Source organism: Streptomyces sp. RPA4-2, from assembly GCF_012273515.2.
GTDB classification, from domain to species: Bacteria; Actinomycetota; Actinomycetes; order Streptomycetales; family Streptomycetaceae; genus Streptomyces; species Streptomyces kaempferi.
The window spans coordinates 3126710-3152999 of sequence record NZ_CP050975.2 but is presented as its reverse complement, the minus strand read 5'-3'; the positions used below and the strand labels follow the sequence as shown (position 1 = coordinate 3152999).

Genomic DNA, 26290 nt, shown 5'->3' with positions numbered 1-26290 from the left:
ATTGTGCCAGCCCGGACTGTGCGTGGTCAGACGCCGACCTTGCGTTCCGGGGCGCGGCCGGCCGGAATCACGCACTCCGCCGGGTCCCCCGGCATCTGCCCGGCCGCCGCGGCCCGCGCCCGGCGCCGGGCGAGCGGCGTCGCCAGCGCGGTGAGCGCGATGAACCCTCCGATGGTCAGCAGCACGATCGTCGCGCCGGGCGGCACGTCCTGGTAGAACGAGGTCACCGTCCCGCCGATCGTCACGCTCACCCCGATCGCCACGGCGATCGCGAAGGTGGCGGCGAAGCTGCGGCTGAGCTGCTGGGCGGCCGCGACCGGGACCACCATCAGCGCGCTCACCAGCAGCAGGCCGACGACGCGCATGGCGACCGTCACCGTGACCGCCGCCGTGACGGCGGTGAGCAGGTTCAGCGCGCGCACCGGCAGCCCCGTCACCCGCGCGAACTCCTCGTCCTGGCTGACCGCGAACAGCTGGCGGCGCAGGCCGAGAGTGACCAGGACGACGAAGCCGGCGAGCAGGCAGATCGCCGTCACGTCGGACTCGCTCACCGTCGAGAGGGAGCCGAAGAGGTACGAGGTCAGGTTGGCGGTAGTCCCCCCCGCCAGGCTGGTGAGCATCACGCCGCCCGCCATACCGCCGTAGAAGAGCATGGCCAGCGCGATGTCGCCGCGCGTCTTGCCGTACCAGCGGATCAGCTCCATCAGGACGGCGCCGAGGACCGAGACGGCCGTCGCCATCCACACGGGGTTGGTCGAGAGCAGGAAGCCGAGGCCGATACCGGTCATCGCGACATGACCGATACCGTCGCCCAGCAAAGCCTGGCGGCGCTGCACGAGGTAGATGCCGATGGCGGGCGCGGTGACGCCCACCAGGACCGCGGAGAGCAGCGCCCGCTGCATGAAGTCGTAGTTCAGGAAGTCCATCAGCTCAGCAGTCCCGTCCGGATCGGTTCGGCGTCGTGAGCCGCGTGCGGGTGTACGTGGTCGTGGCCGGGCAGCGCGTGCTGGCCGACCGCCCGCGGGGGCGGGCCGTCGTGCAGGACGCAGCCGTCCCGCAGGACGACGGCGCGGTCGATCAGCGGCTCCAGGGGGCCCAGCTCGTGCAGGACCAGGAGGACGGTGGTGCCCGCCGCCACCTGCTCCCTGAGCGTCTGCGCCAGCACCTCCTGGCTCGCCAGGTCGACACCCGCCATCGGCTCGTCCATGATCAGCAGTTCGGGTTCGGAGGCGAGGGCGCGGGCGATCAGGACGCGCTGGTGCTGGCCGCCCGACAGGGCGTTCACCGAGTCCTTGGCGCGGTCCGCCATGCCGACGAGCTCCAGGGCCTGGCGTACGGCCTCGTGGTCGGCCTTGCGCAGCACGCCGAAGCGGGCACGGGAGAGCCGGCCGGAGGCGACGATCTCGGTGACCGTGGCGGGCACGCCGCCCGCGGCGGTCGTGCGCTGCGGGACGTACCCCACCCGCTTCCAGTCGCGGAAGCGGCGGCGCGGGGTGCCGAAGATCTCGATCTCGCCGCCGCTGACCGGGACCTGGCCGATGACGCTGCGGATGGCCGTCGACTTGCCGGAGCCGTTCGCGCCGAGCAGCGCGACGACCTCGCCGCGGTGCACCGTCAGGTCGATGCCACGCAGGACGGGGCGCGAGCCCAGTTCGGCGGTCACGCCGCGCAGGGAAATGACGGACTCGCTCACGCTGTCCTCCTGGAACTGGGGATCATGTGGGTCATGGGGGTCACTTGGGGCCCAGCGCCGTCCGCAGCGCCTTCAGATTCGCATCCATGACCTGCAGGTAGTCGCTGCCCTTGGATTTGTCGGTGATGCCCTCGATCGGGTCGAGGACGTCCGTCTTCAGCTTCGCGTCGCCGGCGATGGTCTTGGCGGTCCTGTCGCTGACGAGCGTCTCGTAGAAGACCGTCGAGACGCCGTCGGCCTTCGCCATCCTCTCAAGGTCCTTCACACGGTTCGCGCTGGGCTCCGACTCCGGGTCGAGGCCGTTGATCGCCTCCTCGGTGAGGCCGTAGCGCTCGGCGAGGTAGCCGAAGGCGGCGTGCGTGGTGATGAAGACCTTGGTCCTGGTGTGCGCCAGCCCGGTCTTGTAACGGGTGTCGAGAGCGGAGAGCTTCTTCAGCAGGGCCGCGGTGTTCTTCTCGTAGTCCGCGGCGTGCTTCGGGTCGACTTTCTCCAGGGCCTTGCCGACGCCGCTCGCGACCTGGGCGTACCTCACCGGATCGAGCCAGATGTGCGGGTCGGCGGAGCCCGTCTCCTCGCCCGTGGAGCTGTCGTGCGAGGCCGCGTGCCCGCCGACCTCGTTGCCGTGCTTCTCCAGCGTGGTCAGCGACGCGGCGTCGACCTTGGCCTTGACCGAGGACTGCGCCACGGCGTCGTCGACGGCCGGCTGCAGGTTCTTGAGGTAGACGACGGCGTCCGCCGACTCGAGCTGGACGATCTGCCGGACGCTGATCTCCAGGTCGTGCGGCTCCTGGCCGGGCCGGGTCAGACTCGTCACGTGCACGTGCGTCCCGCCGATCTGCTCGGCGAGGTACTGCAGGGGGTAGAACGACGCCACGACGTCGAGTTTCCCGCCGCTCCCGCCGTCGGCCGCCGCGGAGCCGGAGCAGCCGGAGAGCGTGCAGAGACCGAGAGCGGTGGCCACCAGCGCGGCCGACCCGGATATGAGGCGTCGTCGTACGTTCATGACAGTCATTTTCAACAAAACTGGAAACGATTGTCAACAAGCCCTCGGTAAGTCCTCGGTGAACAGCGGCCCGAGCGGGGTGGTCACCGAACCGATTTGATACGAGGGTGGGCGGCGCCGGTAACCTGAGTCATTCGCGCCGTCCGTCGTACTGAAGAGAGCATCGTGGCCGCCGACAAGATCGACACCATCGTCAGCCTGAGCAAGCGCCGTGGCTTCGTTTTCCCGTGCAGTGAGATCTACGGGGGACAGAAGGCCGCCTGGGACTACGGCCCGCTCGGCGTCGAGCTCAAGGAGAACATCAAGCGCCAGTGGTGGCGCTACATGGTCACCTCCCGTGAGGACGTCGTCGGCCTCGACTCGTCGGTGATCCTGGCCACCGACGTCTGGGTCGCGTCGGGTCACGTCGCCACCTTCACCGACCCGCTCACCGAGTGCACCTCCTGCCACAAGCGCTACCGCGCCGACCACCTGGAGGAGGCCTACGAGGCGAAGCACGGCCGCCTCCCGGAGAACGGCCTCACCGACCTGAACTGCCCGAACTGCGGCAACAAGGGCACCTTCACCGAGCCCAAGCAGTTCTCGGGTCTGCTCTCCACCCACCTCGGCCCCACGCAGGACAGCGGCTCCGTCGCCTACCTGCGCCCCGAGACCGCGCAGGGCATCTTCACCAACTTCGCCTCCGTGCAGCAGACTTCCCGCCGCAAGCCGCCGTTCGGCATCGGGCAGATGGGCAAGTCCTTCCGCAACGAGATCACGCCCGGCAACTTCATCTTCCGCACCCGCGAGTTCGAGCAGATGGAGATGGAGTTCTTCGTCAAGCCGGGCGAGGACGAGAAGTGGCAGGAGTACTGGATGCAGGAGCGCTGGAACTGGTACACCGGCCTCGGCATGCGCGAGGAGAACATGCGCTGGTACGAGCACCCGGCCGAGAAGCTCTCGCACTACTCCAAGCGCACCGCCGACATCGAGTACCGCTTCCAGTTCGGCGGCAACGAGTGGGGTGAGCTGGAGGGCGTCGCCAACCGCACGGACTACGACCTGAAGGCGCACTCCAAGGCGTCGGGCCAGGACCTGTCCTACTTCGACCAGGAGGCCGGCGAGCACTGGACCCCCTACGTCATCGAGCCCGCCGCCGGTGTCGGCCGCGCGATGCTGGCCTTCCTCCTCGACGCCTACGTCGAGGACGAGGCCCCCAACGCCAAGGGCAAGATGGAGAAGCGCACCGTGCTGCGCCTCGACCCGCGCCTCGCACCGGTCAAGGCCGCCGTCCTCCCGCTGTCCCGCAACCCGGAGCTGTCGCCCAAGGCCAAGGGCCTGGCCACCGCGCTGCGCCAGCACTGGAACATCGACTTCGACGACGCCGGTGCCATCGGCCGCCGCTACCGCCGCCAGGACGAGATCGGCACGCCGTTCTGCGTCACCGTCGACTTCGACACCCTCGAGGACAACGCGGTGACGGTGCGCGAGCGCGACTCGATGAAGCAGGAGCGCGTGTCGCTGGACCAGATCGAGGGCTACCTCGCGTCCCGTCTGATCGGCTGCTGATCACCTGCTGATCACCTGCTGATCGGTCGCCGAGCGATCGGCGACCGGCGGGCCTGCTGACCGGCGCCGCCCGGCGATGACGAAGCCCCCGCCTCCCGTGACCACGGGGGGCGGGGGCTTCGTGGTGTCTCAACGGCCTTGCAACGCCTTGACGTTGTCCCCGAACGTCCAGTTCTTCGAGCCGTCCCAGTTGACCGACCACGTCATCAGACCCTTGAGCGCGGTCCCGTAGTGGCGCCAGGCCTGGGAGACCAGGCTCGGCGACATGTAGCCGCCGCCCGCGCCGGACTGGGCCGGAAGGCCGGGGACCTGCTTGTCGTAGGGCACCTTGACGGTGGTGCCCTGGACGACCAGCCCCTTGTTCAGGCAGTCCGTCTGCGCGACGAAGCCCTGGACGGTGCCCGCGGAGTAGGAGTCGCCGGAGCAGCCGTACATGCTGCCGTTGTAGTACTGCATGTTCAGCCACCACAGCCGGCCGTTGTCCGCGTACTTCTTGACGATCGGCAGATACGCGCCCCAGATCGAGCCGTACGTGATGCTGCCGCCGGTGACGTAGGCCGTCTCCGGCGCCATGGTCAGCCCGAAGTTCGCCGGCATACGGGCCAGCACGCCGTCGATGATGCGGATCAGGTTGGCCTGGGAGGTGGAGAGTTGGCCGATGTTCCCGCTGCCGACCAGGCCCGTCTCGATGTCGATGTCGATCCCGTCGAAGTTGTACTTCTGGAGGATGGGCACGATCGTCGACACGAACCTGTCCGCGACGGCGGAGGAGCTGAGGTCGATCCCGGCGGCGGCCCCGCCGATGGACAGCAGGAGCGTCTGCCCGGACGCCTTGGCCGCGCACATCTCCGCGGGCGTCGCGACCTTCACGCCCGTGTCCATCCCGTCCTCCCACAGCGCGGTGCCGTCGGACCGGATGACGGGGAAGGCCGCGTTGAGCACGTTGTAGCCGTGCGCGGCGATTCGGGAGTCGGTGATCGGGGTCCAGCCGAAGGGCGGGTGGACCCCGTTGGACGACCCGTCCCAGTTCTCCCAGTAGCCCTGGAGGACCTTGCTTAGAGCGGGGCGGGACTTCACGGCGCAGGTGTCGGCCGCGGTCGCGGTGGGGGCGGCGGCGACCGACAGGGGGGCGAGGACGGCGGCCGCCAGCGCGACGGCGAGCAGGCGCAACTTCCGGCGGATCATGCGGGGCCTCCTGGAGTGGGGGGAAGGAGGGGCGTGTCGCATGCATGACAGTGCGCGCGGTCCAGACCTGTCGTCAATAGGTCTGGACCAAATAGGGGTGATGGCGGTGACGGCGGGGGTGGCGGCTATGGCGGTGATGGCCTACGGGGCGGCTTAGAGCGGCGTGGCTGACATGTAACAGCTGACAGATATTGAAATCTGTCAGCTGTCATGCCATGGTGGGTACGGGTCACCTGTACGGCCCCCGCCCCCAACCCAAGGAACCTTCATGCGCACCCGCCCCCTCGGAACGACCGGTCCCCAGGTCTCCGCCCTCGGCCTCGGCTGCATGGGCATGTCCGCGCTGTACGGCGACGCGGACCGGGCCGAGTCCATCGCGACCGTCCACGCCGCACTCGAAGCCGGCGTGACCCTGCTGGACACCGGCGACTTCTATGCCATGGGCCACAACGAGATGCTCATCGGCGAAGCCCTGCGCACCGCCCCCGCCGCCCTGCGCGAACAGGCCCTCACCAGCGTCAAGTTCGGCGCGCTGCGCGACCCGGACGGCGGCTGGAGCGGCTACGACGGCCGCCCCGCCGCGGTGAAGAACTTCGCCGCGTACTCCCTCCAGCGCCTCGGGGTGGACCACATCGACGTCTACCGGATCGCGCGGGCCGACCCCGGCGTGCCCATCGAGGAGACGGTCGGCGCGATCGCCGAACTGGTCGAGAAGGGCCACGTCCGGCACATCGGCCTCAGCGAGGTCGGCGCCGACACCATCCGCCGGGCCGCCGCCACCGCCCCCATCAGCGACCTGCAGATCGAGTACTCGCTCATCTCCCGCGGCATCGAGGACGAGGTGCTGCCGACCACCCGCGAGCTGGGCATCTCGATCACCGCGTACGGCGTGCTCTCCCGCGGTCTGATCTCCGGCCACTTCACCGCCGACCGGCAGCTCGGCGCGAACGACTTCCGGACCATGAGCCCCCGTTTCCAGGGCGAGAACCTGCGGCACAACCTCACCCTCGTCGAGGCGCTGCGCAAGGTCGCCGAGCAGAAGGGCGTCTCCGTCGCCCAGATTGCCATCGCCTGGGTGCTCTCGCGCGGCGAGGACATCGTGCCGCTGGTCGGCTCCCGCACCCGGCAGCGGCTGGCGGAGGCGCTCGGCGCCCTGGACATCACCCTCGACGCCGGGGACCTCACCGCCATCGAGGAGGCCGTGCCGGACGGCGCCGCCGCGGGCGACCGCTACCCGCGGGCGCAGATGTCCCACCTCGGCACGGAGCGCTGACAGTACCGCCGGGTACGGTCGTCGTCATGGCACCACCGACCAGCGAGACCCTGACCGCCGAGCGCATCCTCGAAGTCACCGAGGAGGTGCTGCGCCGCCACGGCCCGGCCAAGGCCACCGTGGTGGACGTGGCCCGCGCGCTCGGCGTCAGCCACGGCAGCGTCTACCGCCACTTCCGTACGAAGGCGGCACTGCGGGAGGCGGTCACCAAACGCTGGCTGGACCGCACGTCGCAGACGCTGGGCCGGATCGCCGGGACGACGGACGAGACGCCTCCCGAGGCGCTCAGGCAGTGGTTCGGAGCGCTGTTCGCCGCCAAGCGGCACAAGGCGGGCGACGACCCCGAGCTGTTCGCCACGTACACGGTGCTCCTCGCCGACACCAGCAGCGTGGTCGAGGAACACGTCCTGGAGCTCGTCGGCCAGCTCACGGACATCGTCGGCCGGGGTGTGCGCGAGGGGGACTTCGCGGCGGTGGACGGCGGCGCCGCCGCGACGGCCCGCGCGCTCTTCGACGCCACGAACCGCTTCCACGACCCGGCCTACGCCCGCGAATGGGAACAGCCGGGCATCGAGGCCGAGTTCACGGCGGTCGTCGACCTCGTCCTGCGCGGCCTGCGCCCCTGACCGGCGGACCCGGCGGAGAGTGCTCAGCTCTCCGTCGGGTCCACCGTCGCCTGGTGGGCCTCGGCGAGGTGCTCCTCGGCCTTCAGCCACGGCAGGAACTGCGCGCTCTTGCGCCAGCCGCAGGTACCGCACCTGATCGTGCGCTGCATCCCCGTCCGCTGGACGTGGACGACGTGCTCGCGGCCGTGCTGGTCCCAGCGGCTCACCTTGCTCGTGTTGATCTGCAGCATGGAACCTCCTGGTGTTTCCGTTCCCCTTGCCCGGCAAGGCATGTGCAGCAAGGAGTGTGCAGCATGGAGAAGATCAACGGGGGCTCTCGGGTCATGAGTTGACCGACGGCGCCGTGAGGCCGTCCGCCTAGACTCCGCCGCATGACGACCGAAGCCGCCGCCATCGCGCGGGATCTCGCACCGAACGGCACGCTGCGGGCCTCCATCAACCTGGGCAATCCGGTACTGGCCCGGGGCACTCCGCAGTCCCCGGCCGGCATCACCGTGGACCTCGCGCGCGAGATCGGCGCGCGGCTGGGCCTCCCCGTGGAACTCCTCTGCTTCGACGCGGCCCGCAAGTCCTACGAGGCGATGGCGGAGGGCCGCGCCGACCTCTGCTTCCTGGCCGTCGAGCCCGCACGCGAGGCCGAAGTCGCCTTCACGGAGCCGTACGTGGTGATCGAGGGCGTGTACGCCGTGCCCCGCGACTCGGACCACGTGAGCGCCGCCGACGTCGACCGTCCCGGTGTACGGATCGGTGTGAAACGCGGGTCCGCCTACGACCTGTTCCTGTCCCGCACGCTGCGGCACGCGAGCGTCGTACGCGGGGACGAAGGCGTCGAGGCGTTCCGCGCCGGGGGACTGGAGGCCGCGGCCGGGATCCGGCAGCCGATGACCGCGTATGTCGCGGAACATCCCGAACTCCGGCTGATCGAGGGCCGGTTCATGCAGATCCGGCAGGCGGTCGGCACGACCAGGACCCGCCGCCGCGAGACCGTCCGCTTCCTCCGCGATCTCGTCGAGGAGCTGAAGTCCGGCGGCTTCGTCGCGGACGCCCTGCGGCGTTCGGGCCAGTCGCCGGCCCTGGTCGCTCCGCCGGCCGGACCGGGGCCGGCCCCCGTCACCGCCGAGTTGCAGTGCGTCGTGCTGGACTGCCCGGACCCGCACCGGCTCGCCGGGTTCTACGCGGACCTGCTCGGCGGTGAGGTCGACCGGCCCGACCCGCGCTGGGCGCTCGGCGAGGGCTGGGCGACGCTCCACACGCCGTCCGGTCCGGTCCTGGCCTTCCAACGGGTCGCGGAGTACGAGCCGCCGCGCTGGCCCGAGCCCAGCCGGCCCCAGCAGTTCCATCTGGACTTCGGCGTCCCGGACCTGGACCTCGCGCGCGAACGGGTCCTGGCGCGGGGTGCGACCGTACTGGACGACTCCGACGGGCGCGGCTGGCACATCTACGCGGACCCGGCCGGGCACCCGTTCTGCCTGGTCCGCCACTGATCCGACCCGCCGCGGCCGGGTGGGCCCCGGCCGGGTACGGCCCCGCTACGGCGTCCGTGCCGGTCCGCCACTGATCCGACCCGCCGCGGCCGGGTGGGCCCCGGCCGGGTACGGCCCCGCTACGGCGTCCGTGCCGGTCCGCCACTGATCCGACCCGCGCGGCCCGGTGGGCACCGGCCCGGCACGGGCACGGCGTCCGTCCTGGTCCGCCACGGTCCGGCTCGTGATGGGCCCCCGGCCCGGGGAGGGGCGCCGTACGGTCCGTCGTTGTCCAGCCGTCCCCGTGCCGTCCTCCACGTCGATCGGCCCGTCACCGGTCGGCCTCGATCGGCCCGTCATCGGTCGGTCTCGGCGGGGCCGTCGCCGGCCGTTCCCGTCACCGTCCGAACCCGCCGGCCGGTCCGCGTCCGGCCGGCCCCTCCGGGGGTCGGCCAGGGGGCCTGCACCCGGCGGTCAGGCGCCGGTGGGGCCGCCCCCCGGCCGCCCGCCGATCAGCCCGCGCGGCGATGCCGTCAGCCGACCGTGCGCGGCAGCCGCAGGCTCAGTGCCGTCGTCAGGACCACGCCCGCCAGCTGCACCAGGAGCGTCGTCACCAGGGCGTCCCGCATGCCGTGGCCGGGGACTAGGGACAGGAACAGGGTGCCCAGGGTGGCGACGCCGACGGCGAGCGCCGACTGCTGGGTGGTCGCCATGACGCCGCTGCCGACACCGGCCCGCGCGGCCGGCACCTCGGAGAGGACGATCCGGATGAGCACCGGCAGCTGGAGCGCCTGCCCCGCACCGGCGACCGCCGCGCCCGGGAGCAGCTCCCACACCCCGAGGTCCGGCCAGGACCGCCACGCGGTCAGCGTGATGAGGGCCACGCCCACCACCTGGATCAGGCCGCCCGCGGTGACGACCCGGGTGCCGTAGCGGGCGATCAGCCGCGGCCCGCAGAGGGAGGTGAAGAAGAAGACGACGGCCATCGGGGCGAGTGCCAGCCCGGCCGCGACCGGACCGAGGCCCGCGCCCCGCTGAAGCGCCACCGCGATCACGAACATGAATCCGCTGAAGCCGATCGAGAACGGCACGATCATGATCAGGCCCCGGCGCAGCGAGGTCAGCGCGAACAGGCTCGGTGGCACCAGGGGAGTGCGGCCGGCCCGGTCCTCGCGGCGCTCGACGAAGTAGAATGCCGCGGCCACGAGGGGGAACAGGGCCAGCGACAGCCAGGTCCACAGCGGCCAGCCCGCCGCGCGGCCCTCGGTCAGCGGGGCCAGGAGCGTCAGCAGCGACAGCGCGAGCAGGACGGTGCCGGGGGTGTCGATCGGCTCCGGGTGCTGCGAGCGGGTCTCGGGGACCGCCCGTGCGGCCAGCACCAGGCCGAGCACGACGACGGGCACGTTCACGAGGAACACCGCGCGCCAGCCGGTGCCCGCGATGTCCGCGGCGACCAGGAGGCCGCCGAGTATCTGCCCGGCGACCATGGAGAGCCCGGCCGTCGCGCCGTACAGGCCCATGGCCTTGGCACGGCGGCCGCCCGCGGTCGCCGACTGGATGGTGGCGAGCACCTGCGGCAGCATCGCGGCGGACGCCGCGCCCTGTGCGACACGGGCCGCGACCAGCGTCCAGGCGCTGGGCGCGAGCCCGCACGCCAGCGAGGTCAGGCCGAAGGCCGCCATGCCCCCGAGGAAGAGCTGCCGTCGCCCGAAGAGGTCGCCGAGCCGGCCGCCCAGGACGAGCAGGACGGCGTACGAGACCCCGTACCCGGCGACGACGAGTTCGAGGACGGCCTCGCCCGCGTTCAGGTCCCGGCCGATGGTCGGGAGGGCCACGTTGACGATGAAGAAGTCGATGAGCGGGAGTGCCGCGCCGAGCAGCACGGTGAAGAGTCCGAGACCACCCAGCAGGGGTGGCGCGGACGGTGATCGGACTGGTGTGGTCAGGGTTCCGGTTTCGGTCACGTAAAGAGCTTCGTCCCACCCTCAGGCTGGTACCAGAGTCTCCTTATCCTGGTAGAGGCAGTACCTGGCAACAGGTTCCGGCGGACGGCAGTCTGGAGACATGACGACGATGGTGCGGGAGACGACCACCACCCCGGAGCCGGCCGCCGGCGCCGCCCCGCGCGGAAGCGCGATCCGGCGGCACGAACTCGCCGCCTTCCTGCGCAACCGGCGCGAACGCATCCCGCCCGAGCAGGTCGGACTGCCCCGCGGCCACCGCCGGCGCACCCCGGGACTGCGCCGCGAGGAGGTCGCCCAGCTCTCGGCCGTCGGCGTCACCTGGTACACCTGGCTCGAACAGGCCCGCGACATCCAGGTCTCCGAACAGGTTCTCGACGCGCTGGCCCGCACCCTGCTGCTGGACTCCAGCGAGCGCGGCCACCTCTTCCAACTTGCCGGCGCCGTCGACCCCACGCCCGCCGCGCGGTGCCCGACCCTCACCCCGGCGCTGCGCCACATGCTGACCCAGCTGGAGCCGGTCCCGGCCTGCATCCAGAACAGCCGGTACGACATCCTGGCGTACAACCGCACCTACGCCCGGCTGATGATGAGCGACCTGGACGCGGTGGCGCCCGAGGACCGCAACTGCATGGTCCTCGTCTACACCCACGAGGAGTGGCGCAGGTCGATCGTGCTCCTCGACGAGACCATGCGCATGATGGCCGCCAAGCTGCGCGCCTCGATGGCCGGACATCTCGGCGAGCCCGCCTGGAAGATGCTGGTCAAGCGACTGCGGACGGAGTCGGCGGAGTTCCGCGAGATCTGGGAGCGGTACGAGGTGTTCGGCGGCTCCCGCAGCAAGACCAAGCAGTTCCTCAACCCGTACGTCGGGCTCCTCACCCTCGACCACACCGACCTGTGGCTCGCCCCCGACATGGGCGCCCGGATGGTGACGTACGCCCCCACCGACGAGGCGAGCCGTGCGGGGCTGGAGAAGCTGTACGAGATCGCGCGGGCGGCGGAGACCGAGGCGGCCCAGGGGGTCGGCACCCCCCGGGCCTTCTGAAGCGCTCAGGCCGCCGGCGCGTCCTGGGAGCGGGCGCCCACCGGTTCGCGCGTCTCCACCTCCGCGGGTGCCAGCTGCCTCGCCGTGCGTTCGGCGGTGCCGCGTGCCCAGCGTCCGCTGGTCAGGGCGCCGAGGACGAGGACGGCGAGACCGCAGCCGGTGAGGATCCACCAGCCGGGGCGGGCGGCCGAGACGAACGTCTCCCGGTACGCGGAGGCGTGGATGCCGGACGCGAGGACGGCGCCGATCACGGCGACGCCCAGGGTGCCGCCGATCTGGCGGCTGGTCGAGGCGACGGCCGCGGCGACACCGGCCTGGGTGCGGGGCATCCCGGAGACGGCGGTGTTGGTGATGGGGGCGTTGACGAAGCCGAAGCCCAGGCCGAACAGGACGTAGCCGATGACGAGCGTGACGTTCGACGTCTCGGCCTCGAAGGCGGCGAACAGCAGCCCGCTCGCGGTGGTCGCGACCCCCGCGATCAGCAGGGACAGACGCGGCCCCCGACTGCCGACCAGTCGCCCGGACAGCGGCGCGCACACGAAGCACATCGCCGCCATGGGCAGCATCCACAGGCCCGCGTGCAGCGCGTCCAGGCCGCGGACGTTCTGCAGATAGAGCGTCGACAGGAACAGGAAGCCGCTGAGCGCCGCGAACGCGCTGACGGCGATGACCGTGGCCCCGCTGAACGGCGCCGAGCGGAAGAAGCGCAGATCGATGAGAGGTTCGGCGCGCCGGGGTTCGTACCGGAGGATGCCGAGCAGGGCGGCGACAGCGATCGCGCCGAACGCGGCGGTCCTGGCGACGCCGGAACTGGGCGCCTCGATGATCGCGTACGTCAGCGAGCCGAGCAGCGCGATGACGAGGAGCTGGCCGACCGGGTCGGGGCGGCGGGCCTTGGGGGCGCGGGACTCAGGGACGTACCGCCAGGTGAGCAGGAGGGCGGCGAGGCCCACCGGGAGATTGATCCAGAAGATCGAGCGCCAGCCGACCGAGTCCACCAGCAGTCCGCCGACCAGCGGGCCCGCGGCCATCGATATGCCGACCACGGCGCCCCAGGCCCCGATCGCGCGGGCGCGCTCGCGCGGGTCCGTGAAGGTGTTGGTGATGATCGACATCGCCACCGGGTTCAGCATGGAACCGCCGACCGCCTGCACCATGCGGAAGGCGACCAGCGATTCGAGGTTCGGGGCGAGGGAGCACAGCACCGAGCCGAGGGTGAAGATCACCAGGCCCGCCTTGAAGATCCGGCGCCGGCCGATGCGGTCGGCCGTCGAACCCGCGAGCATCAGCAGCGACGCGAGGACCAGCGTGTACGCGTCGATCGTCCACTGGAGGCCGGCGACGCTCGCGTGCAGTTCCTTCTGCATCGAGGGCAGGGCGACGTTCAGCACCGTGTTGTCCAGACTCACGATCAGCAGACTCATGCAGCAGATCGCGAGCACCAGGAGGCGGTGGCGTGGGGTGAGCTCGGGCATTCCACAAGCCTACGCCGACTTCGATAGTGCGTCTAACTAATGACCCGCGTGGAGTTCGTGACGGCGGTCACGGCGTGCCCCGACGTCCACCGCACGTCCCCGGGAGACCGCTTCGACCACTGTCACGGCACGCGCTCCCGTACGCGACAATGGGGGAATGTCCACGACCGTCCTCGCCCCCGCCGCCCCGCTGGCGATCGGCCCCCACGCCGTCCAGCCGCCCGTCGTCCTGGCCCCCATGGCCGGGATCACGAACGCGCCCTTCCGCACCCTGTGCAGGGAGTTCAGCGGCGGCAAGGGTCTGTTCGTCAGCGAGATGATCACCACGCGGGCGCTGGTCGAGCGCAACGAGAAGACCATGCAGCTGATCCGCTTCGACGCGACCGAGCAGCCGCGCTCGATCCAGCTGTACGGCGTGGACCCGGCGACCGTCGGCAAGGCCGTCCGCATGATCGCGGAAGAGGACCTCGCCGATCACATCGACCTGAACTTCGGCTGCCCGGTGCCGAAGGTGACGCGCAAGGGCGGCGGCTCCGCCCTCCCCTACAAGCGCAACCTGCTGCGGGCGATCCTGCGGGAGGCCGTGAGCGGCGCCGGGGACCTGCCCGTCACGATGAAGATGCGCAAGGGCATCGACGACGACCACATCACCTTCCTGGACGCCGGCCGGATCGCCGTCGAGGAGGGTGTCACGGCCATCGCGCTGCACGGCCGCACCGCCGCGCAGCACTACGGCGGCACGGCGGACTGGGACGCCATCGCGCGCCTCAAGGAGCACGTGCCGGAGATCCCCGTCCTCGGCAACGGCGACATCTGGTCCGCCGAGGACGCGCTGCGCATGGTGCGCGAGACCGGCTGCGACGGCGTCGTGGTCGGGCGCGGCTGCCTCGGCCGGCCATGGCTGTTCGCCGACCTGGTGGCGGCCTTCGAGGGCCGTACGGACGGCCGGGCCGAAGGCCCCGACGGGCACGGCGTCCGCCCGACCCTCCGCGAGGTCGCGGCCGTCATGGTCCGGCACGCCACCCTGCTCGGCGAGTGGATCGGCGACGAGGCCCGCGGTGTCATCGACTTCCGCAAGCACGTGGCCTGGTACCTGAAGGGCTTCGCGGTCGGTTCCGACATGCGAAAGCGCCTCGCGATCACCTCGTCGCTCGCCGAACTCTCCGAAGGGCTCGCCGAGTTGGACCTCGACCAGGCGTGGCCGACCGGCGCCGACGGCCCCCGTGGCCGCACCTCCGGCAACAACCGGGTCGTCCTGCCGGACGGCTGGCTGAAGGACCCGTACGACTGCGCGGGCATCAGCGAGGACGCCGAACTGGACACCTCCGGGGGCTGACCGGCGCGGCCCCTGCCGACGGCAGGCGCCCTCGACAGGGGAACACCGCTCCCCGACACTGATCGGCGTGACGGACAGCACGGTATGGGTCGCGGTCCTCACCGGCGCGACGGCGGTGCTCGCCGGCTGGGTGACCACCCTGGGCAACGCCCGCGCGGCCCGGGTCCAGGCCGAGGCGTCGGCCCGGGTCCAGCACCGTGACCGGCTACGGGAGACCCGGCGCGCCGCCTACCTCGACCTCATGGAACAGGCTCACCTCACCGGCCAGTTGTACTGGCGGGTCGGCGACGCCTACACCCAACTCGACGACCCCGACGACCGTCTGACGCGCGTTCAGGAACTGCGCGACGAACTGCGCGGCGCCTTCGACCCACTCATGCGCGGTGTCCGGGTCGTCGTCCTGGAGGGCCCGGTCCGGGCCGCCGAGGCGGCCACCGCACTCCAGCAGGCGGCGGCGCAGGCCAACCGCGCGCTGTGGCGCGTGACCTGCGGCGACCCGGGCGCCCGCGAACGCTTCGAGGAGGCCCACGCGGCCTTCCGCCACACGCTGGAGCGGTTCATCGGGACGGCCCGGGACGCCATGAGCGCTCCCTGAGTCCCGTCAGGCTCCCCCCACCGCCGTCAGCAGCGCCAGCGGCGCCGCCGCCGACCTCGACTCCCGTACGCACGCGTGCGGGTAGGGCACCGGCTCCGTGTGCGTGGCGCGGCCGTAGCCCGCGAGGACCTCGGGGAGCCGGTGGCCGGCCGCCGTGGCCGCGTCGACCAGGGCGTGGGCGACCGCGCGGGCCTCGTCGTGCAGGCCGTAGCGGGCCAGCCCCAGCGTGATCAGCGCGTTGTCGTGCGGCCAGACCGAACCGCGGTGGTACGACAGCGGGTGGTACGCGGGCTGGCCGGCGGCCAGGGTGCGGACGCCCCAGCCCGAGAAGAAGTCCGGCTCCAGCAGCCGCCGGCCGACCAGTTCGCCGTACTCCTTGTCCAGGAGACCGGACCACAGCAGATGGCCCGCGTCCGAGGCGAGCGCGTCGACCTGACGGCCGTCGCCGTCCAACGCCAGCGCGGGGAAGGCCTGTTCGCTCATCCAGAAGTCCCGCTGGAAGCGGTCGCGGAGATCACCGGCGGCCTGTTCCAGAAGGGCCGCGTAGACCTCGTCGCCCCAGACCGTCCGGGACAGATGGGCGGTGCGGCGCAGCGCGTCGTACGCGTATCCCTGCGCGCCCGCCGCCATCACCGGCCCACTGGGACGGCTGCCGTCCGCCGAGCAGATCGCGCCCGGGGAGTCCTTCCAGTTCTGGTTGGCGAGACCGCCGCCGTCCGCGCGGTAGACGAGATAGCCGCACGAGGTCAGTCCGCCGTGGTCCAGCATCCAGCCGATCGCCGCGCGGGCGTGCGACTCCAGCCGCCGGGCCAGGGCCACGTCCCCGGTCTGCTCGGTGTACGCGCCGAGCAGCACCAGGAACAGCGGCGTGGCGTCCACCGACCCGTAGTACCGCCCGTACGGCACCTGCCCGAAGTGCGCCAGCTCGCCGTGCCGCACCTCGTGCACGATCTTGCCGGGCTGGGCCACCGCGGCCGCCCCCACCTCGACCGCCTGGGTCGCGGCGAGCGCGGGCAGCGTGGCGGCGGCGAGCCGGGGGCGGTAGGGAAGCGCGAACAGCGAGGTCAGCAGGGCGTCACGGCCCAGCAGGGTGAGGAACCAGGGCACCCCGGCGGCCGGCACCCGCAGTTCCTCGCCGTCCGGGCCGGTCGCCGGGACCTGGAGCACCGCGAGGTCCGACAGCCCGCGCGCGCAGGCCGCGGCCAGCTCCGGCCAGCCGGTCGGGAAGGGCACGCCCTCCGCGAACTCGTCCTCCAGCGCGAGCAGCCGGTCGTTCGCCGCGGCGGGGGAGAGCGGCACCTGCGGCTCCTTCAGCGCGCCGTGCGGACGCGCCGCGACGCGCAGCGACAGCTCCGCCGATTCGTGCGGCGGGAGGTCCAGGGTCCACACGAGGCGCCGGGCGCCCGTGCCCGTCTCCTCGACCCCGCCCGGCGGCGGCTCGGAGGTGACCGTCGTACAGGACCGCCACTCCCGGCGCCGGTAGCTGAACTCCACCCCGTCGTCCAGGATCCGGCGCTCCCGTACGGCGCCGGTCTTGACGTACGTGCGGTGGTCGGAGCGCAGCTCGAACTGGTCCGTGAAGTCGGCGTCGACGGTGAGCGCGATACGCACGGTCGTGGGCGTCGGACGGTTGCTGGTGACGCGCAGCGCCTCCACGAACGCGCCGTCGGTGACCGCCTGTTCACGGAAGAGCGTGTACGCGGGCGGTTCGTTGCGGCCGCCGCGCGGGACGAGCACACAGCGCGCCGTGTCCCCGTCCGAGACCGGCGTCAGTGCCTCGGGCACCGCGCCGTCGACGGTCAGCTGCCAGCGGCTGAGGTGCCGGGCGTCCCGTACGAACAGCCCGTCCGGGGAGCTGCCGCCCCGCACCCCGCTGATGTCCCCGCCGTCACCCACGGCGGCGAACGTCCCACCGTGCACGAGCAGATGATGCCGGTCCGTCATCCCCGGTCCCCTCCCTTGGCGCCCGTCTCGAATGAACCGCGCGGTGCCGTGCCGTCCGGCGGTGTGCCGTGCGGGGCCGCGCCCTGTGCCGTGTCGAACGTGTCGCGCCCCGGACGGGACACGACCTGGTCCGCCCCTGGGGGCTCGTGCAGCAGGTCCAGCGTCAGCGCGGCCGTCCAGCTGAAGCCGAGTGCTCCGCAGGCCTCGCCGGTGTACGGATCCACGTACTCCGCGAACCCGGACGTGTCCGCCGTCTCCAGCAGCGCCGAGCGCAGCTCCTGCGCGCGCCCGTGCTCCCCGTGCAGCCGCAGCCCGCGCTCCAGCAGCCAGTTGGTGTTGAACCAGGCCGGGCCACGCCAGTAGCGGCGCGGGTCGAAGGCGTGCCCGGTCAGGTCGTAGCTGGGCACCAGCCGGGCGACCCCGCCGAGCCCGAAGTGCGGGCCGCCCGCGGTGCGGACGAGGGTGGTGGCGATGTCGCGGGGCAGCGCGGGAAGGATGAGCGGCAGCAGCCCGGCGACACTGCGCTCGGGGATCAGGGCGCCACTTGGAGAGCGCCGCTCCGTACCGTGAGCACCGCTCCGCGAGCGCTGCTCTCGTTCGCGAGCATCGCTCTGTGACCGGTGCTCCGCTTCGAGAGCACCGCTCTGCGCGCGTTGTTCCGCGGCGCGATCGCCGGCCCGTGAGCGCCGCTCCGCTTCGAGAGCACCGCTCTGTAAGCACGGCTCCGACGTGCGATCGCCACTCGGAGAGCGCCGCTCCGTTCCGTGAGCACCGCTCTCGCCCTCGCCTCCGCCGTACACGTCCCGGCAGAAGAACATCCCCTCGGCCGGGTCCCACAGCCGCGCCACCAGCGCCGCCGTCAGGCGCTCCGCGCGTGCGTGCCGTGCGGTCCCGGCCGCGCCCAGTTCCCGGGCGATGGCCGCGAGCGCGTGCTCGGAGGCGATCAGCAGCGCGTTGAACGCCGGGTCCTCGACGGCGAATCGGCCCGCGCCGGCCCCGGCCTCCGCCCCGGCCCCGTCGGCGTATCCGCCGTCCCGGTAGTCCGTCGCGAGCCGCACGTACCGCCCGTAGTCGAGATCCGTCGGGCGGTCCTCGGCGGACCCGTGGTCGAGGTCGGCGCGCCGGAAGGTGCGCGGCGGGGCCGGGGTGATCCGGCCGAGCGGGGCGTCCCAGCAGGGGCTGTTGTCCATGCCCTGCTCCCAGGGGTGGACCACGGAGGCGAGCCCGCCGCCACCCAGGTCCCGGCGGTGCAGCAGATAGCGGTGCCAGGCCGCGAGGCGGGGATACACCCGGGGAAGGAAGGACCGCGCCCGGGACAGGCCGGGGTCGGCCTGGTGCACCAGCCAGGCGGCGAGCGCGTGCACCGGTGGCTGCACGATGCCCGACGTCTGTACGGTGCGCGGGGCACCCGCGGCGCGCCCTGCGGTCGAGGAGCGCCAGAAGTCGGGGCTCGGGAAGTACGCGTCGAGTGGGACGGAGGGGTTGAACACGATGTGCGGAATCCGGCCGTCACCCCACTGGGCGCCGAGCAGGGTCTCCAGTTCCGTCTGCGCCCGCAGGGGGGACACATGGCGCAGCCCGATCGCGATGAAGGCCGAGTCCCAGGACCACTGGTGCGGATACAGGCCGCGCGAGGGGACGGTGGACGTTCCCGTCCAGTTGCCTTCGAGCACGTGGGCGGCCCTGAGGTGCAGCGACCCGGCGGACCGGACGGGATCGTATACGTCGGCGGCGGAGTGGGTGATCTCGCCCGAACCGGGCGGAGCGGGGGAGCCCGAGGTGCGCACGGGGGTGGTGATTCCCGTGCGGCGGATGGTGAGTTGGGTTGTGCTGTCCACTCAGGTCTCCCCGAAGACGTCCGGCCGACCGGTTCGGCACTGGGTACCGTAGGGTTACGTCTATTTAACACGCAAAACCCAATATGTAATGCAGAGTTGGGGAACGCAAGGGGTGGGGCATGACCGGCACGACGGGAAGGGCGGCGAAGGCCATGAGGGCCGGGAACCAGGCAAGCGCCGGAGATCTGCTCGAACTGGTGCGCAGCGGCCGTGCCACGACGCGCGGCGCGCTCCAGCAGGCCACCGGTCTGTCCCGGGCCACGGTCGGCCAGCGCCTCGACCGGCTCTTCCGCGCGGGCTGGCTGCGTGAGGGCGCGGGCGGCCCGGTGGACTCACCGCTGGGCGGCCGCCCCTCCATCACCCTGGAGTTCGACGACGCGCACGCCGTCGTCCTCGCCGCCGATCTCGACACCCGGCACGGCCGGGCCGCCGTGGTCTCGCTGACCGGCGAGATCCAGGCCGAGCACCACGGCACGCTGCGTATCGAGGACGGCCCGGACGCGGTCCTCGGCGAACTGGGCGGCTGGTTCGCCGAACTGCTGGAGAAGGCCGGGCGGCCCGTGGGCTCGGTGTGCGGGATCGGGCTGGCGGTGCCGGGCCCGGTCGACAGCGAGACCGGACGGGTCGTGCAGCCGCCGATCATGCCGGGCTGGGACGGTTACGACATCCGGGGGCGCCTGGGGCGCGCCTTCGCGGAGCAGACGGGCGGCGGCGGCTCCGGTGTCCCCGTCCTCGTCGACAACGACGCCAACCTGATGGCGTACGGCGAACAGCGCGCCGGGTACCCGGACTGCTCGGCGTTCGCCCTGGTCAAGGTCTCCACCGGTATCGGCGCGGGCATGGTCGTCGGCGGCTCCATCTACCGGGGTGTCGACGGCGGCGCCGGCGACATAGGGCACATCCGGGTCGGCGCCGACGCGCTGTGCCGGTGCGGCTCGTACGGATGCCTGGCGGCCGTCGCGAGCGGTGGCGCCGTGGCGCGGCGGCTCGTGGAGTCCGGAGTGCCGGCCGCGTCCGGCTCGGACGTGCGCGACCTGCTGACGGCCGGGCACCCGGAGGCGATGGCGCTCGCACGGGAGGCGGGGCGGCAGGTCGGGGACGTCCTCGCGACCGTCGTGACCCTGCTGAACCCGGGTGTTCTGATGATCGCCGGAGACCTGGCCGGAACCCCGTTCCTCACGGGCGTGCGTGAGCTCCTGTACCAGCGGGCGCTGCCCCGCTCCACCGCTCATCTGGACGTGGTGACGTCGAAGCTCGGCGAGCGGGCCGGACTGGTCGGCGCCGGGGCGCTGGTCGTCGAGTACCTGTACGCGCCGGAGCGGGTCGAGGAGCGGCTGGCGGCGCTGGGCGTCTGAGCCTGTGGGCCGTCCGAGCCCGCGCGCTGTCCGAGCCTTCCGTGCCTGGTGCCTGGTGCCTGGTGCCCGGTGGCCGGTGCCAAGTGACAGCCGTGTGTCGCGTCCGCGTCGTGGTCCGCATGATGAAATTCCGGCCCTCGTTCCGGCGTGATTCTCGCCACCTCTGATCGGTGTAATGCTCAGATGAGCGGATCTTGGGCGGCTGCACTTCCCTAAGGGGTGGCACTCAGTGCCACCCCTTGATCGTTCATCGATTAAACTCAGGCGTGCCGGAGCATGCTCACATGAGCGATTTTGTGGGCGAGTGTGCGCTCACTCGTTCAAGAAGTGAAAACATCCCGCTCCGGGCGCTTGCCAAGCCTTGACTTTCGATCGCGTGGCGGACGGGTGGTTACAGGCGTATGACGTGCAAGTGGACGTACCCAGGTGCCTTCGATCTGGGTATGTTCCTCGCCGTCAGGGCAGCCACCGCGACGTCGAGGAGTCGAGACTCGTGTCGGAAAACAAAGATCCCCACGTAGCCGAGAGCGGCGACAGCGGCGTCGGGGACGTGAAGTTCGTCTACGACTTCACCGAGGGCAACAAAGACCTCAAGGACCTCTTGGGCGGCAAGGGTGCGAACCTCGCCGAGATGACCAACCTGGGCCTTCCCGTCCCTCCGGGCTTCACGATCACCACCGAGGCGTGCAAGACGTACCTCGACAGCGGCGAGGAGCCCGCGGCACTGCGTGACGAGGTCAGCACGCACCTCAAGGCCCTCGAGGCGAGCATGGACAAGAAGCTCGGCCAGGCCGACAACCCTCTGCTCGTATCGGTCCGTTCCGGTGCGAAGTTCTCGATGCCCGGCATGATGGACACGGTCCTGAACATCGGGCTCTCCGACAAGTCCGTCCAGGGGCTCGCCCAGCAGGCCGGCGACGACCGCTTCGCCTGGGACTCCTACCGCCGCCTCATCCAGATGTTCGGCAAGACCGTCCTCGGCGTCGACGGGGAGCTCTTCGAGGACGCGCTGGAGGCCGCGAAGGTGGCCAAGAAGGTCACCGTCGACACGGAGCTTGAGGCCGCGGACCTCAAGAAGCTGGTCACGAAGTTCAAGAGGATCGTCAAGACCGAGGCCGGCCGGGACTTCCCGCAGGACCCGCGCGAGCAGATGGACCTCGCCATCCACGCGGTCTTCGACTCGTGGAACACCGACCGCGCCAAGCTCTACCGCCGCCAGGAGCGCATCCCGCACGACCTCGGCACGGCCGTCAACGTCTGTTCGATGGTCTTCGGCAACCTGGGCCCCGACTCCGGCACCGGAGTCGCCTTCACCCGTGACCCGGCCTCCGGCCATCAGGGCGTGTACGGCGACTACCTGCAGAACGCCCAGGGCGAGGACGTCGTCGCCGGCATCCGCAACACCGTCGCGCTCGCCGAGCTGGAGTCGATCGACAAGAAGTCGTACGACCAGCTGATGCAGATCATGGAGACCCTGGAGAACCACTACAAGGACCTCTGCGACATCGAGTTCACCATCGAGCGCGGTCAGTTGTGGATGCTCCAGACCCGAGTCGGCAAGCGCACCGCGGGCGCGGCCTTCCGGATCGCCACCCAGCTGGTGGACCAGGGCCTGATCGACGAGGCCGAGGCGCTCCAGCGGGTGACCGGCGCCCAGCTCGCCCAGCTGATGTTCCCGCGCTTCGACGACCAGGCGAAGGTCGACCAGATCGGCCGCGGCATCGCCGCCTCGCCGGGTGCGGCCGTCGGCAAGGCCGTCTTCGACTCGTACACCGCGATCAAGTGGTCGCGCTCCGGCGAGAAGGTCATCCTGATCCGCCGCGAGACCAACCCCGACGACCTCGACGGCATGATCGCGGCGGAGGGCATCCTCACCTCCCGCGGCGGCAAGACCTCGCACGCGGCGGTCGTCGCGCGCGGCATGGGCAAGACGTGCGTGTGCGGCGCGGAGGAACTGGAGGTCGACACCAAGCGGCGGCGCATGACGGCCCCCGGCGGCGTGGTGATCGAGGAGGGCGACGTCGTCTCCATCGACGGCTCCACCGGCAAGGTCTACCTCGGCGAGGTCCCGGTCGTACCCTCCCCGGTCGTCGAGTACTTCGAGGGCCGGATGCACGCCGGCGCGGACGACGCCGACGAACTGGTCGCCGCCGTGCACCGGATCATGGCGTACGCGGACCGGGTCCGCCGGCTGCGGGTGCGGGCCAACGCCGACAACGCCGAGGACGCCCTGCGGGCCCGGCGCTTCGGAGCGCAGGGCATCGGCCTGTGCCGCACCGAGCACATGTTCCTCGGCGACCGGCGCGAGCTGGTGGAGCGGCTGATCCTGGCCGACACGGACGCGGAGCGCGAGGACTCGCTCAAGGAGCTGCTCCCGCTGCAGAAGCGGGACTTCATCGAACTCTTCGAGGCGATGGACGGCCTTCCGGTGACGATCCGTCTCCTCGACCCGCCGCTGCACGAGTTCCTGCCCGACGTGACCGAACTGTCGGTACGGGTGGCGCTCGCGGAGTCGCGCGGCGACGCCAACGAGAACGACCTGCGCCTGCTCCAGGCGGTGCACCGGCTGCACGAGCAGAACCCGATGCTGGGCCTGCGCGGTGTGCGCCTCGGCCTGGTCATCCCCGGCCTGTTCACGATGCAGGTACGGGCCATCGCGGAGGCGGCGGCCGAGCGCAGGAACGCCAAGGGCGACCCGCGCGCCGAGGTCATGATCCCGCTGGTCGGCACGGTCCAGGAACTGGAGATCGTCCGCGAGGAGGCCGACCGGGTCATCGCGGAGGTGCAGGAGACGACGGGCATCGAGCTGAAGCTCGCCATCGGCACGATGATCGAGCTCCCGCGGGCGGCTCTCACGGCGGGGCAGATCGCCGAGGCCGCCGAGTTCTTCTCCTTCGGCACGAACGACCTCACGCAGACCGTCTGGGGCTTCTCCCGGGACGACGTGGAGGCGAGCTTCTTCACGGCGTACCTGGAGAAGGGCATCTTCGGGGTGTCGCCCTTCGAGACCATCGACAGGGACGGCGTGGGCTCCCTGGTCCGCTCCGCCGTCCAGGCCGGCCGCGCGACGCGTCCGGACCTGAAGCTCGGCGTCTGCGGCGAACACGGTGGCGACCCCGAGTCGGTCCACTTCTTCCACGAGGTGGGCCTCGACTACGTCTCCTGCTCGCCGTTCCGGATTCCGGTGGCGCGCCTGGAGGCGGGCCGGGCGGCGTCGACGGCGAAGGGCAGCGACCACCGGTAGCCCTTCGGGAGCACCGGTGACTCCGGGCCCGTCGACCACCATTCACCCTCACCGGCGATCGACGGCTCCGGCGTACGAAAGAAGCGGGGCGGCACCTTGTGCGAGGTGCCGCCCCGTCGTGCGTGGCCCGCGCTTCTCGGGGACGGGGCCGGCGTCCCGGTCCTGCTCGCCCGCGCGCTGGGCGTCGTGGCCGTCGCCGCCGTCGGCGCCTTGCCGTTGGCCGGGTGGCGGATTGCGTACGGTGAGGGACAGACATCGGTGGAGAGAGGTCCGGCATGACCGCGTGGAACGTGAACGACATCCCCGACCAGAGCGGTCGTACGGCCGTCGTCACCGGCGCCAACAGCGGGATCGGCTATGTGACGGCGCGTGAGCTCGCCCGGCGCGGGGCGCGGGTCGTGCTGGCCTGTCGCAGCGAGGCGCGGGGGAGCGAGGCCGGTGACCGGATCGTGACCGAAGTGCCGGGCGCCGACGTGGAGTTCGTACGGCTGGACCTGGGCGACCTCGACTCCGTCGGGGAGTTCGCGGCGACATACGACCATGCGTACGGAGAGCGGCTCGACCTGCTCGTCAACAACGCCGGAGTGATGGCCCTGCCGCCGGGGCGCACCACCGACGGGTTCGAGACACAGTTCGGGGTCAACCACCTGGGGCACTTCGCCCTCACCGGACTGCTGCTCCCCGCGTTGCTGAACACCCCCCGCGCCCGCGTCGTGACCGTGTCGAGCATGATGCACGTGCTCTCCGACATCGACATCGACGACCTCGACAGCGCGCGGCCCTCCTACCGGCGCTGGATCGCCTACGCCCGCTCCAAGACCGCCAACCTGCTCTTCACCCACGAACTGGCACGCAGGCTGGCGGCCGTCGGCTCCGACGTCGTGGCGGCCGCGGCCCACCCCGGGTACGCCTCGACGAACCTGCAGACCACCGGGCCCCGGATGGCCGGCCGCAAGGGGGCCGAGCGGTTCATGGAGATCGGCAACCGGGTCTTCGGGCAGAGCCCGCGGGCGGGCGCCCTGCCCACGCTGTACGCGGCCACCGCGCCCGGCGTGCGCCCCGACTCCTTCACCGGACCCTCGTTCGCGATGTGGCGTGGCGCGCCGGCGGAGTCCTGGCGGACCGGCCGGACCCGCAACGACGCGGCGGGCGAGCGGCTCTGGGACGTTTCCGAGCAGCTCACCGGAGTGTCGTACGACGCCCTGAAGGCCTGACCGGTCCGCCGGCGCTCAGAGCGCGCCGCCGCCGTCGACCACCAGGTCCGTGCCGACGACCGACGCCGCGTCCTCGGACGCCAGGTACAGGACGGCCGCGGCGACCTCCTCCGTCCTCGACACCCGGCCCAGCGGCAGTTCGTGCCGCACCCGCTCGACCCGCTCGGCCTCCGACTCGCCGGGGCGCAGCGACATCGTGGTGGCGGCGGCGCCTGGGCTGACGACGTTGATCCGGACGCCGTCGGCGATGTGGTCGAGGGCCGCGGCGCGGGTCAGCGCGGTGACGGCCGCCTTGGACGCGGCGTAGGCGGCGACGCCCGGACGCCGGGTGTGCACGCCGATGGTGGAGGCGATGTTGACGATCGCACCGCCGGCCGGCTGGGTCCGCATCTGCCGGATCTGGGCCTGGAGAGCGAGGAACACGCCGGTCGTGTTGATGTCGAACTGCGCGTGCCAGTCCGCCTCCGCGAGGTCGGCGAGCGGTGTCCCGCCGTGGAAGACGGCCGCGTTGTTGACCGCCACGTCGAGTGAGCCGAAGCGGTCCACGGCCGTCCTGACGAGATCCCGCCAGTCGGCGGCGCGTGACACGTCGGCGGGCACGGCCAGCGCCTTGCCGCCGCGCGCCTCGATCAACGCGACCGTCTCGTCCAGCGGGGCGGCGGTGCGCCCGGCGACGACGACGTGCGCGCCCTCGGCGGCGAACGCCAGAGCGGTGGTGCGGCCGATGCCGGATCCGGCGCCCGTGACGAGGGCGGTCCTGCCGGAGAAGCGGACGCTCACGAGTTCTCCATTCGTCTGCGGTGTCGTACGGGACGCGTACGCGAGGGATGGTCTTTACAGACTGATCGGTTCAATATGAGGGGACGCCGAAACGCGCCGAGCGGGGCGCGTTCAGTCGAGCAGGGTCAGTGCCTGCTCCGCGGCGTCCTGTACGCGGGCCGGGTCCGTGGACGCCTTGCCCACCACCCGCAGTCCCTGCATCAGGACCAGCAGCATGCGGGCGAGGGCCAGCGGGTCGCGGCCGGCGGGCAGTTCGCCCTGGGCCTCGGCGCGGACCAGGGCCGCGTGCAGCAGGGTTTCGAGGTGGTCCCAGTTGTGCTCTACCCGGCGGGCCGCGTCGGTGTCGTGCGGAGCCAGTTCGGTGGCCGTGTTGGTGACGAAGCAGCCGCTCAGGCGCCGTTCGCCGGTCGCCGCCTCGGTCGCGAAGCGGCGGACCACCGCACGGACGGCCGGCAGGGCGGGGCCCGGCTGGGACAACTCCCGCAGCAGTTGCGGATTGCGCGCCTGCTGATAACGGTCCAGCGCCTTCAGATACAGGTCGTGCTTGTTGCCGAAGGTCGCGTAGATGCTGGCGCGCCCGACGCCGAGGTGCTCGACGAGATCCGCCATCGACGTCGCCTCGTAACCGCGGCGCCAGAACAGCTCCAGGGCCGACTGCAACGCGGCGTCCGGATCGAACTCCTTGGTCCTGGCCATGCGGGGGAGCCTA

Annotated in this window: 21 protein-coding genes and 1 pseudogene; 11 read left to right on the top strand and 11 right to left on the bottom strand. The window is 71.7% G+C overall.

The features are described 5' to 3' along the window. Window positions 1–26 precede the first annotated feature (26 nt). The 3 genes from HEP85_RS13620 to HEP85_RS13610 are packed head-to-tail and all read right to left on the bottom strand — an operon-like array spanning window position 27 to window position 2696. Entirely contained in the window at window positions 27–926 is a 900-nt protein-coding gene (locus HEP85_RS13620) for a metal ABC transporter permease (protein ID WP_168528017.1), read from the bottom strand. After that, window positions 926–1693, bottom strand: coding sequence for a metal ABC transporter ATP-binding protein (locus HEP85_RS13615; protein WP_168528016.1), 768 nt, complete (start codon window positions 1691–1693; stop codon window positions 926–928). The genes HEP85_RS13620 and HEP85_RS13615 overlap by 1 nt, the downstream gene beginning before the upstream one ends. A gap of 40 nt (window positions 1694–1733) precedes the next feature. After that, complete coding sequence (locus HEP85_RS13610; protein WP_168528015.1) at window positions 1734–2696, bottom strand: metal ABC transporter substrate-binding protein; 963 nt, start codon at window positions 2694–2696, stop codon at window positions 1734–1736. A gap of 165 nt (window positions 2697–2861) precedes the next feature. Between HEP85_RS13610 and HEP85_RS13605 the strand changes: the two genes are divergently transcribed. Next, entirely contained in the window at window positions 2862–4244 is a 1383-nt protein-coding gene (locus HEP85_RS13605) for a glycine--tRNA ligase (RefSeq protein WP_168528014.1), read from the top strand. A gap of 129 nt (window positions 4245–4373) precedes the next feature. Here the strand turns inward: HEP85_RS13605 and HEP85_RS13600 are convergent, their stop codons facing one another. Next, window positions 4374–5429 (bottom strand): chitinase, encoded by a 1056-nt coding sequence (locus HEP85_RS13600; RefSeq protein WP_369657704.1) that lies wholly within the window; start codon window positions 5427–5429, stop codon window positions 4374–4376. A 268-nt stretch (window positions 5430–5697) separates the two neighbouring features. On the opposite strand from HEP85_RS13600, the gene HEP85_RS13595 reads away from it, so the two are divergent. Both HEP85_RS13595 and HEP85_RS13590 read left to right on the top strand, forming a co-directional pair. Next, complete coding sequence (locus HEP85_RS13595; RefSeq protein ID WP_168528012.1) at window positions 5698–6702, top strand: aldo/keto reductase; 1005 nt, start codon at window positions 5698–5700, stop codon at window positions 6700–6702. A 26-nt stretch (window positions 6703–6728) separates the two neighbouring features. Continuing rightward, the gene (locus tag HEP85_RS13590) at window positions 6729–7328 is read left to right on the top strand and encodes a TetR family transcriptional regulator (RefSeq protein ID WP_168528011.1); all 600 of its coding nucleotides are present in this window, start codon (window positions 6729–6731) and stop codon (window positions 7326–7328) included. Window positions 7329–7351: 23 nt separating this feature from the next. Here HEP85_RS13590 and HEP85_RS13585 read toward each other — a convergent pair whose 3' ends face one another. Next, complete coding sequence (locus tag HEP85_RS13585; protein ID WP_168528010.1) at window positions 7352–7558, bottom strand: hypothetical protein; 207 nt, start codon at window positions 7556–7558, stop codon at window positions 7352–7354. Between the two features lie 141 nt (window positions 7559–7699). Here HEP85_RS13585 and HEP85_RS13580 point away from each other — a divergent pair. Continuing rightward, a pseudogene (locus HEP85_RS13580) lies at window positions 7700–8416 on the top strand (transporter substrate-binding domain-containing protein); the annotation flags it as partial. Beyond that, the gene (locus HEP85_RS13575; protein ID WP_356016247.1) at window positions 8402–8812 is read left to right on the top strand and encodes a VOC family protein; all 411 of its coding nucleotides are present in this window, start codon (window positions 8402–8404) and stop codon (window positions 8810–8812) included. The pseudogene HEP85_RS13580 and the gene HEP85_RS13575, both read left to right, overlap by 15 nt. A gap of 512 nt (window positions 8813–9324) precedes the next feature. On the opposite strand, the gene HEP85_RS13570 is transcribed toward HEP85_RS13575, so the two are convergent. Next, window positions 9325–10755 carry an MFS transporter gene (locus HEP85_RS13570; RefSeq protein WP_168528009.1) on the bottom strand — a complete coding sequence of 477 codons (1431 nt, stop codon included), beginning with the start codon at window positions 10753–10755 and terminating at the stop codon, window positions 9325–9327. Window positions 10756–10855: 100 nt separating this feature from the next. Here HEP85_RS13570 and HEP85_RS13565 point away from each other — a divergent pair, with 100 nt between their 5' ends. Then, window positions 10856–11800 carry a helix-turn-helix transcriptional regulator gene (locus HEP85_RS13565; RefSeq protein WP_329287755.1) on the top strand — a complete coding sequence of 315 codons (945 nt, stop codon included), beginning with the start codon at window positions 10856–10858 and terminating at the stop codon, window positions 11798–11800. A 5-nt stretch (window positions 11801–11805) separates the two neighbouring features. Here HEP85_RS13565 and HEP85_RS13560 read toward each other — a convergent pair whose 3' ends face one another. Next, on the bottom strand, window positions 11806–13275 hold the full coding sequence (locus HEP85_RS13560) for an MFS transporter (RefSeq protein ID WP_168528008.1): 1470 nt from the start codon (window positions 13273–13275) through the stop codon (window positions 11806–11808). Window positions 13276–13432: 157 nt separating this feature from the next. Between HEP85_RS13560 and dusB the strand changes: the two genes are divergently transcribed. Further along, a complete protein-coding gene (gene dusB / locus HEP85_RS13555; protein ID WP_168528007.1) occupies window positions 13433–14611 on the top strand; it encodes a tRNA dihydrouridine synthase DusB in 1179 nt (392 codons plus the stop codon). Between the two features lie 67 nt (window positions 14612–14678). Continuing rightward, a complete protein-coding gene (locus HEP85_RS13550; protein ID WP_168528006.1) occupies window positions 14679–15206 on the top strand; it encodes a hypothetical protein in 528 nt (175 codons plus the stop codon). 6 nt (window positions 15207–15212) lie between these two features. Here HEP85_RS13550 and HEP85_RS13545 read toward each other — a convergent pair whose 3' ends face one another. Next, window positions 15213–17150 carry a glycogen debranching N-terminal domain-containing protein gene (locus HEP85_RS13545; protein ID WP_329287751.1) on the bottom strand — a complete coding sequence of 646 codons (1938 nt, stop codon included), beginning with the start codon at window positions 17148–17150 and terminating at the stop codon, window positions 15213–15215. Beyond that, a complete protein-coding gene (locus HEP85_RS13540; RefSeq protein WP_365768925.1) occupies window positions 17147–18844 on the bottom strand; it encodes a hypothetical protein in 1698 nt (565 codons plus the stop codon). The genes HEP85_RS13545 and HEP85_RS13540 overlap by 4 nt, the downstream gene beginning before the upstream one ends. A gap of 263 nt (window positions 18845–19107) precedes the next feature. Here HEP85_RS13540 and HEP85_RS13535 point away from each other — a divergent pair, with 263 nt between their 5' ends. The 3 genes from HEP85_RS13535 to HEP85_RS13525 all read left to right on the top strand — a co-directional run bounded on the left by HEP85_RS13535 (window position 19108) and on the right by HEP85_RS13525 (window position 24801). Then, window positions 19108–20343, top strand: coding sequence for an ROK family transcriptional regulator (locus HEP85_RS13535; RefSeq protein WP_248001914.1), 1236 nt, complete (start codon window positions 19108–19110; stop codon window positions 20341–20343). Window positions 20344–20836: 493 nt separating this feature from the next. Next, window positions 20837–23587, top strand: a complete 2751-nt coding sequence (gene ppdK, locus HEP85_RS13530; protein ID WP_168528005.1) for a pyruvate, phosphate dikinase — start codon at window positions 20837–20839, stop codon at window positions 23585–23587. A 275-nt stretch (window positions 23588–23862) separates the two neighbouring features. Then, window positions 23863–24801, top strand: a complete 939-nt coding sequence (locus HEP85_RS13525; protein ID WP_168528004.1) for an oxidoreductase — start codon at window positions 23863–23865, stop codon at window positions 24799–24801. A gap of 15 nt (window positions 24802–24816) precedes the next feature. Here the strand turns inward: HEP85_RS13525 and HEP85_RS13520 are convergent, their stop codons facing one another. Then, window positions 24817–25581 (bottom strand): SDR family NAD(P)-dependent oxidoreductase, encoded by a 765-nt coding sequence (locus HEP85_RS13520; RefSeq protein WP_168528003.1) that lies wholly within the window; start codon window positions 25579–25581, stop codon window positions 24817–24819. Window positions 25582–25692: 111 nt separating this feature from the next. Continuing rightward, window positions 25693–26277 (bottom strand): TetR/AcrR family transcriptional regulator, encoded by a 585-nt coding sequence (locus HEP85_RS13515; RefSeq protein ID WP_168528002.1) that lies wholly within the window; start codon window positions 26275–26277, stop codon window positions 25693–25695. Window positions 26278–26290: the final 13 nt, after the last annotated feature.

What these genes read in the sequence shown, in the direction of transcription:
- HEP85_RS13620 (WP_168528017.1), bottom strand. Translation starts at nt 926, where the DNA reads ATGGACTTCCTGAACTACGACTTCATGCAGCGGGCGCTGCTCTCCGCG.
- HEP85_RS13610 (WP_168528015.1), bottom strand. Translation starts at nt 2,696, where the DNA reads ATGAACGTACGACGACGCCTCATATCCGGGTCGGCCGCGCTGGTGGCC.
- HEP85_RS13600 (WP_369657704.1), bottom strand. Translation starts at nt 5,429, where the DNA reads ATGATCCGCCGGAAGTTGCGCCTGCTCGCCGTCGCGCTGGCGGCCGCC.
- HEP85_RS13595 (WP_168528012.1), top strand. Translation starts at nt 5,698, where the DNA reads ATGCGCACCCGCCCCCTCGGAACGACCGGTCCCCAGGTCTCCGCCCTC.
- HEP85_RS13590 (WP_168528011.1), top strand. Translation starts at nt 6,729, where the DNA reads ATGGCACCACCGACCAGCGAGACCCTGACCGCCGAGCGCATCCTCGAA.
- HEP85_RS13585 (WP_168528010.1), bottom strand. Translation starts at nt 7,558, where the DNA reads ATGCTGCAGATCAACACGAGCAAGGTGAGCCGCTGGGACCAGCACGGC.
- HEP85_RS13565 (WP_329287755.1), top strand. Translation starts at nt 10,856, where the DNA reads ATGACGACGATGGTGCGGGAGACGACCACCACCCCGGAGCCGGCCGCC.
- HEP85_RS13560 (WP_168528008.1), bottom strand. Translation starts at nt 13,275, where the DNA reads ATGCCCGAGCTCACCCCACGCCACCGCCTCCTGGTGCTCGCGATCTGC.
- dusB (WP_168528007.1), top strand. Translation starts at nt 13,433, where the DNA reads ATGTCCACGACCGTCCTCGCCCCCGCCGCCCCGCTGGCGATCGGCCCC.
- HEP85_RS13545 (WP_329287751.1), bottom strand. Translation starts at nt 17,150, where the DNA reads ATGACGGACCGGCATCATCTGCTCGTGCACGGTGGGACGTTCGCCGCC.
- HEP85_RS13535 (WP_248001914.1), top strand. Translation starts at nt 19,108, where the DNA reads ATGACCGGCACGACGGGAAGGGCGGCGAAGGCCATGAGGGCCGGGAAC.
- HEP85_RS13525 (WP_168528004.1), top strand. Translation starts at nt 23,863, where the DNA reads ATGACCGCGTGGAACGTGAACGACATCCCCGACCAGAGCGGTCGTACG.
- HEP85_RS13515 (WP_168528002.1), bottom strand. Translation starts at nt 26,277, where the DNA reads ATGGCCAGGACCAAGGAGTTCGATCCGGACGCCGCGTTGCAGTCGGCC.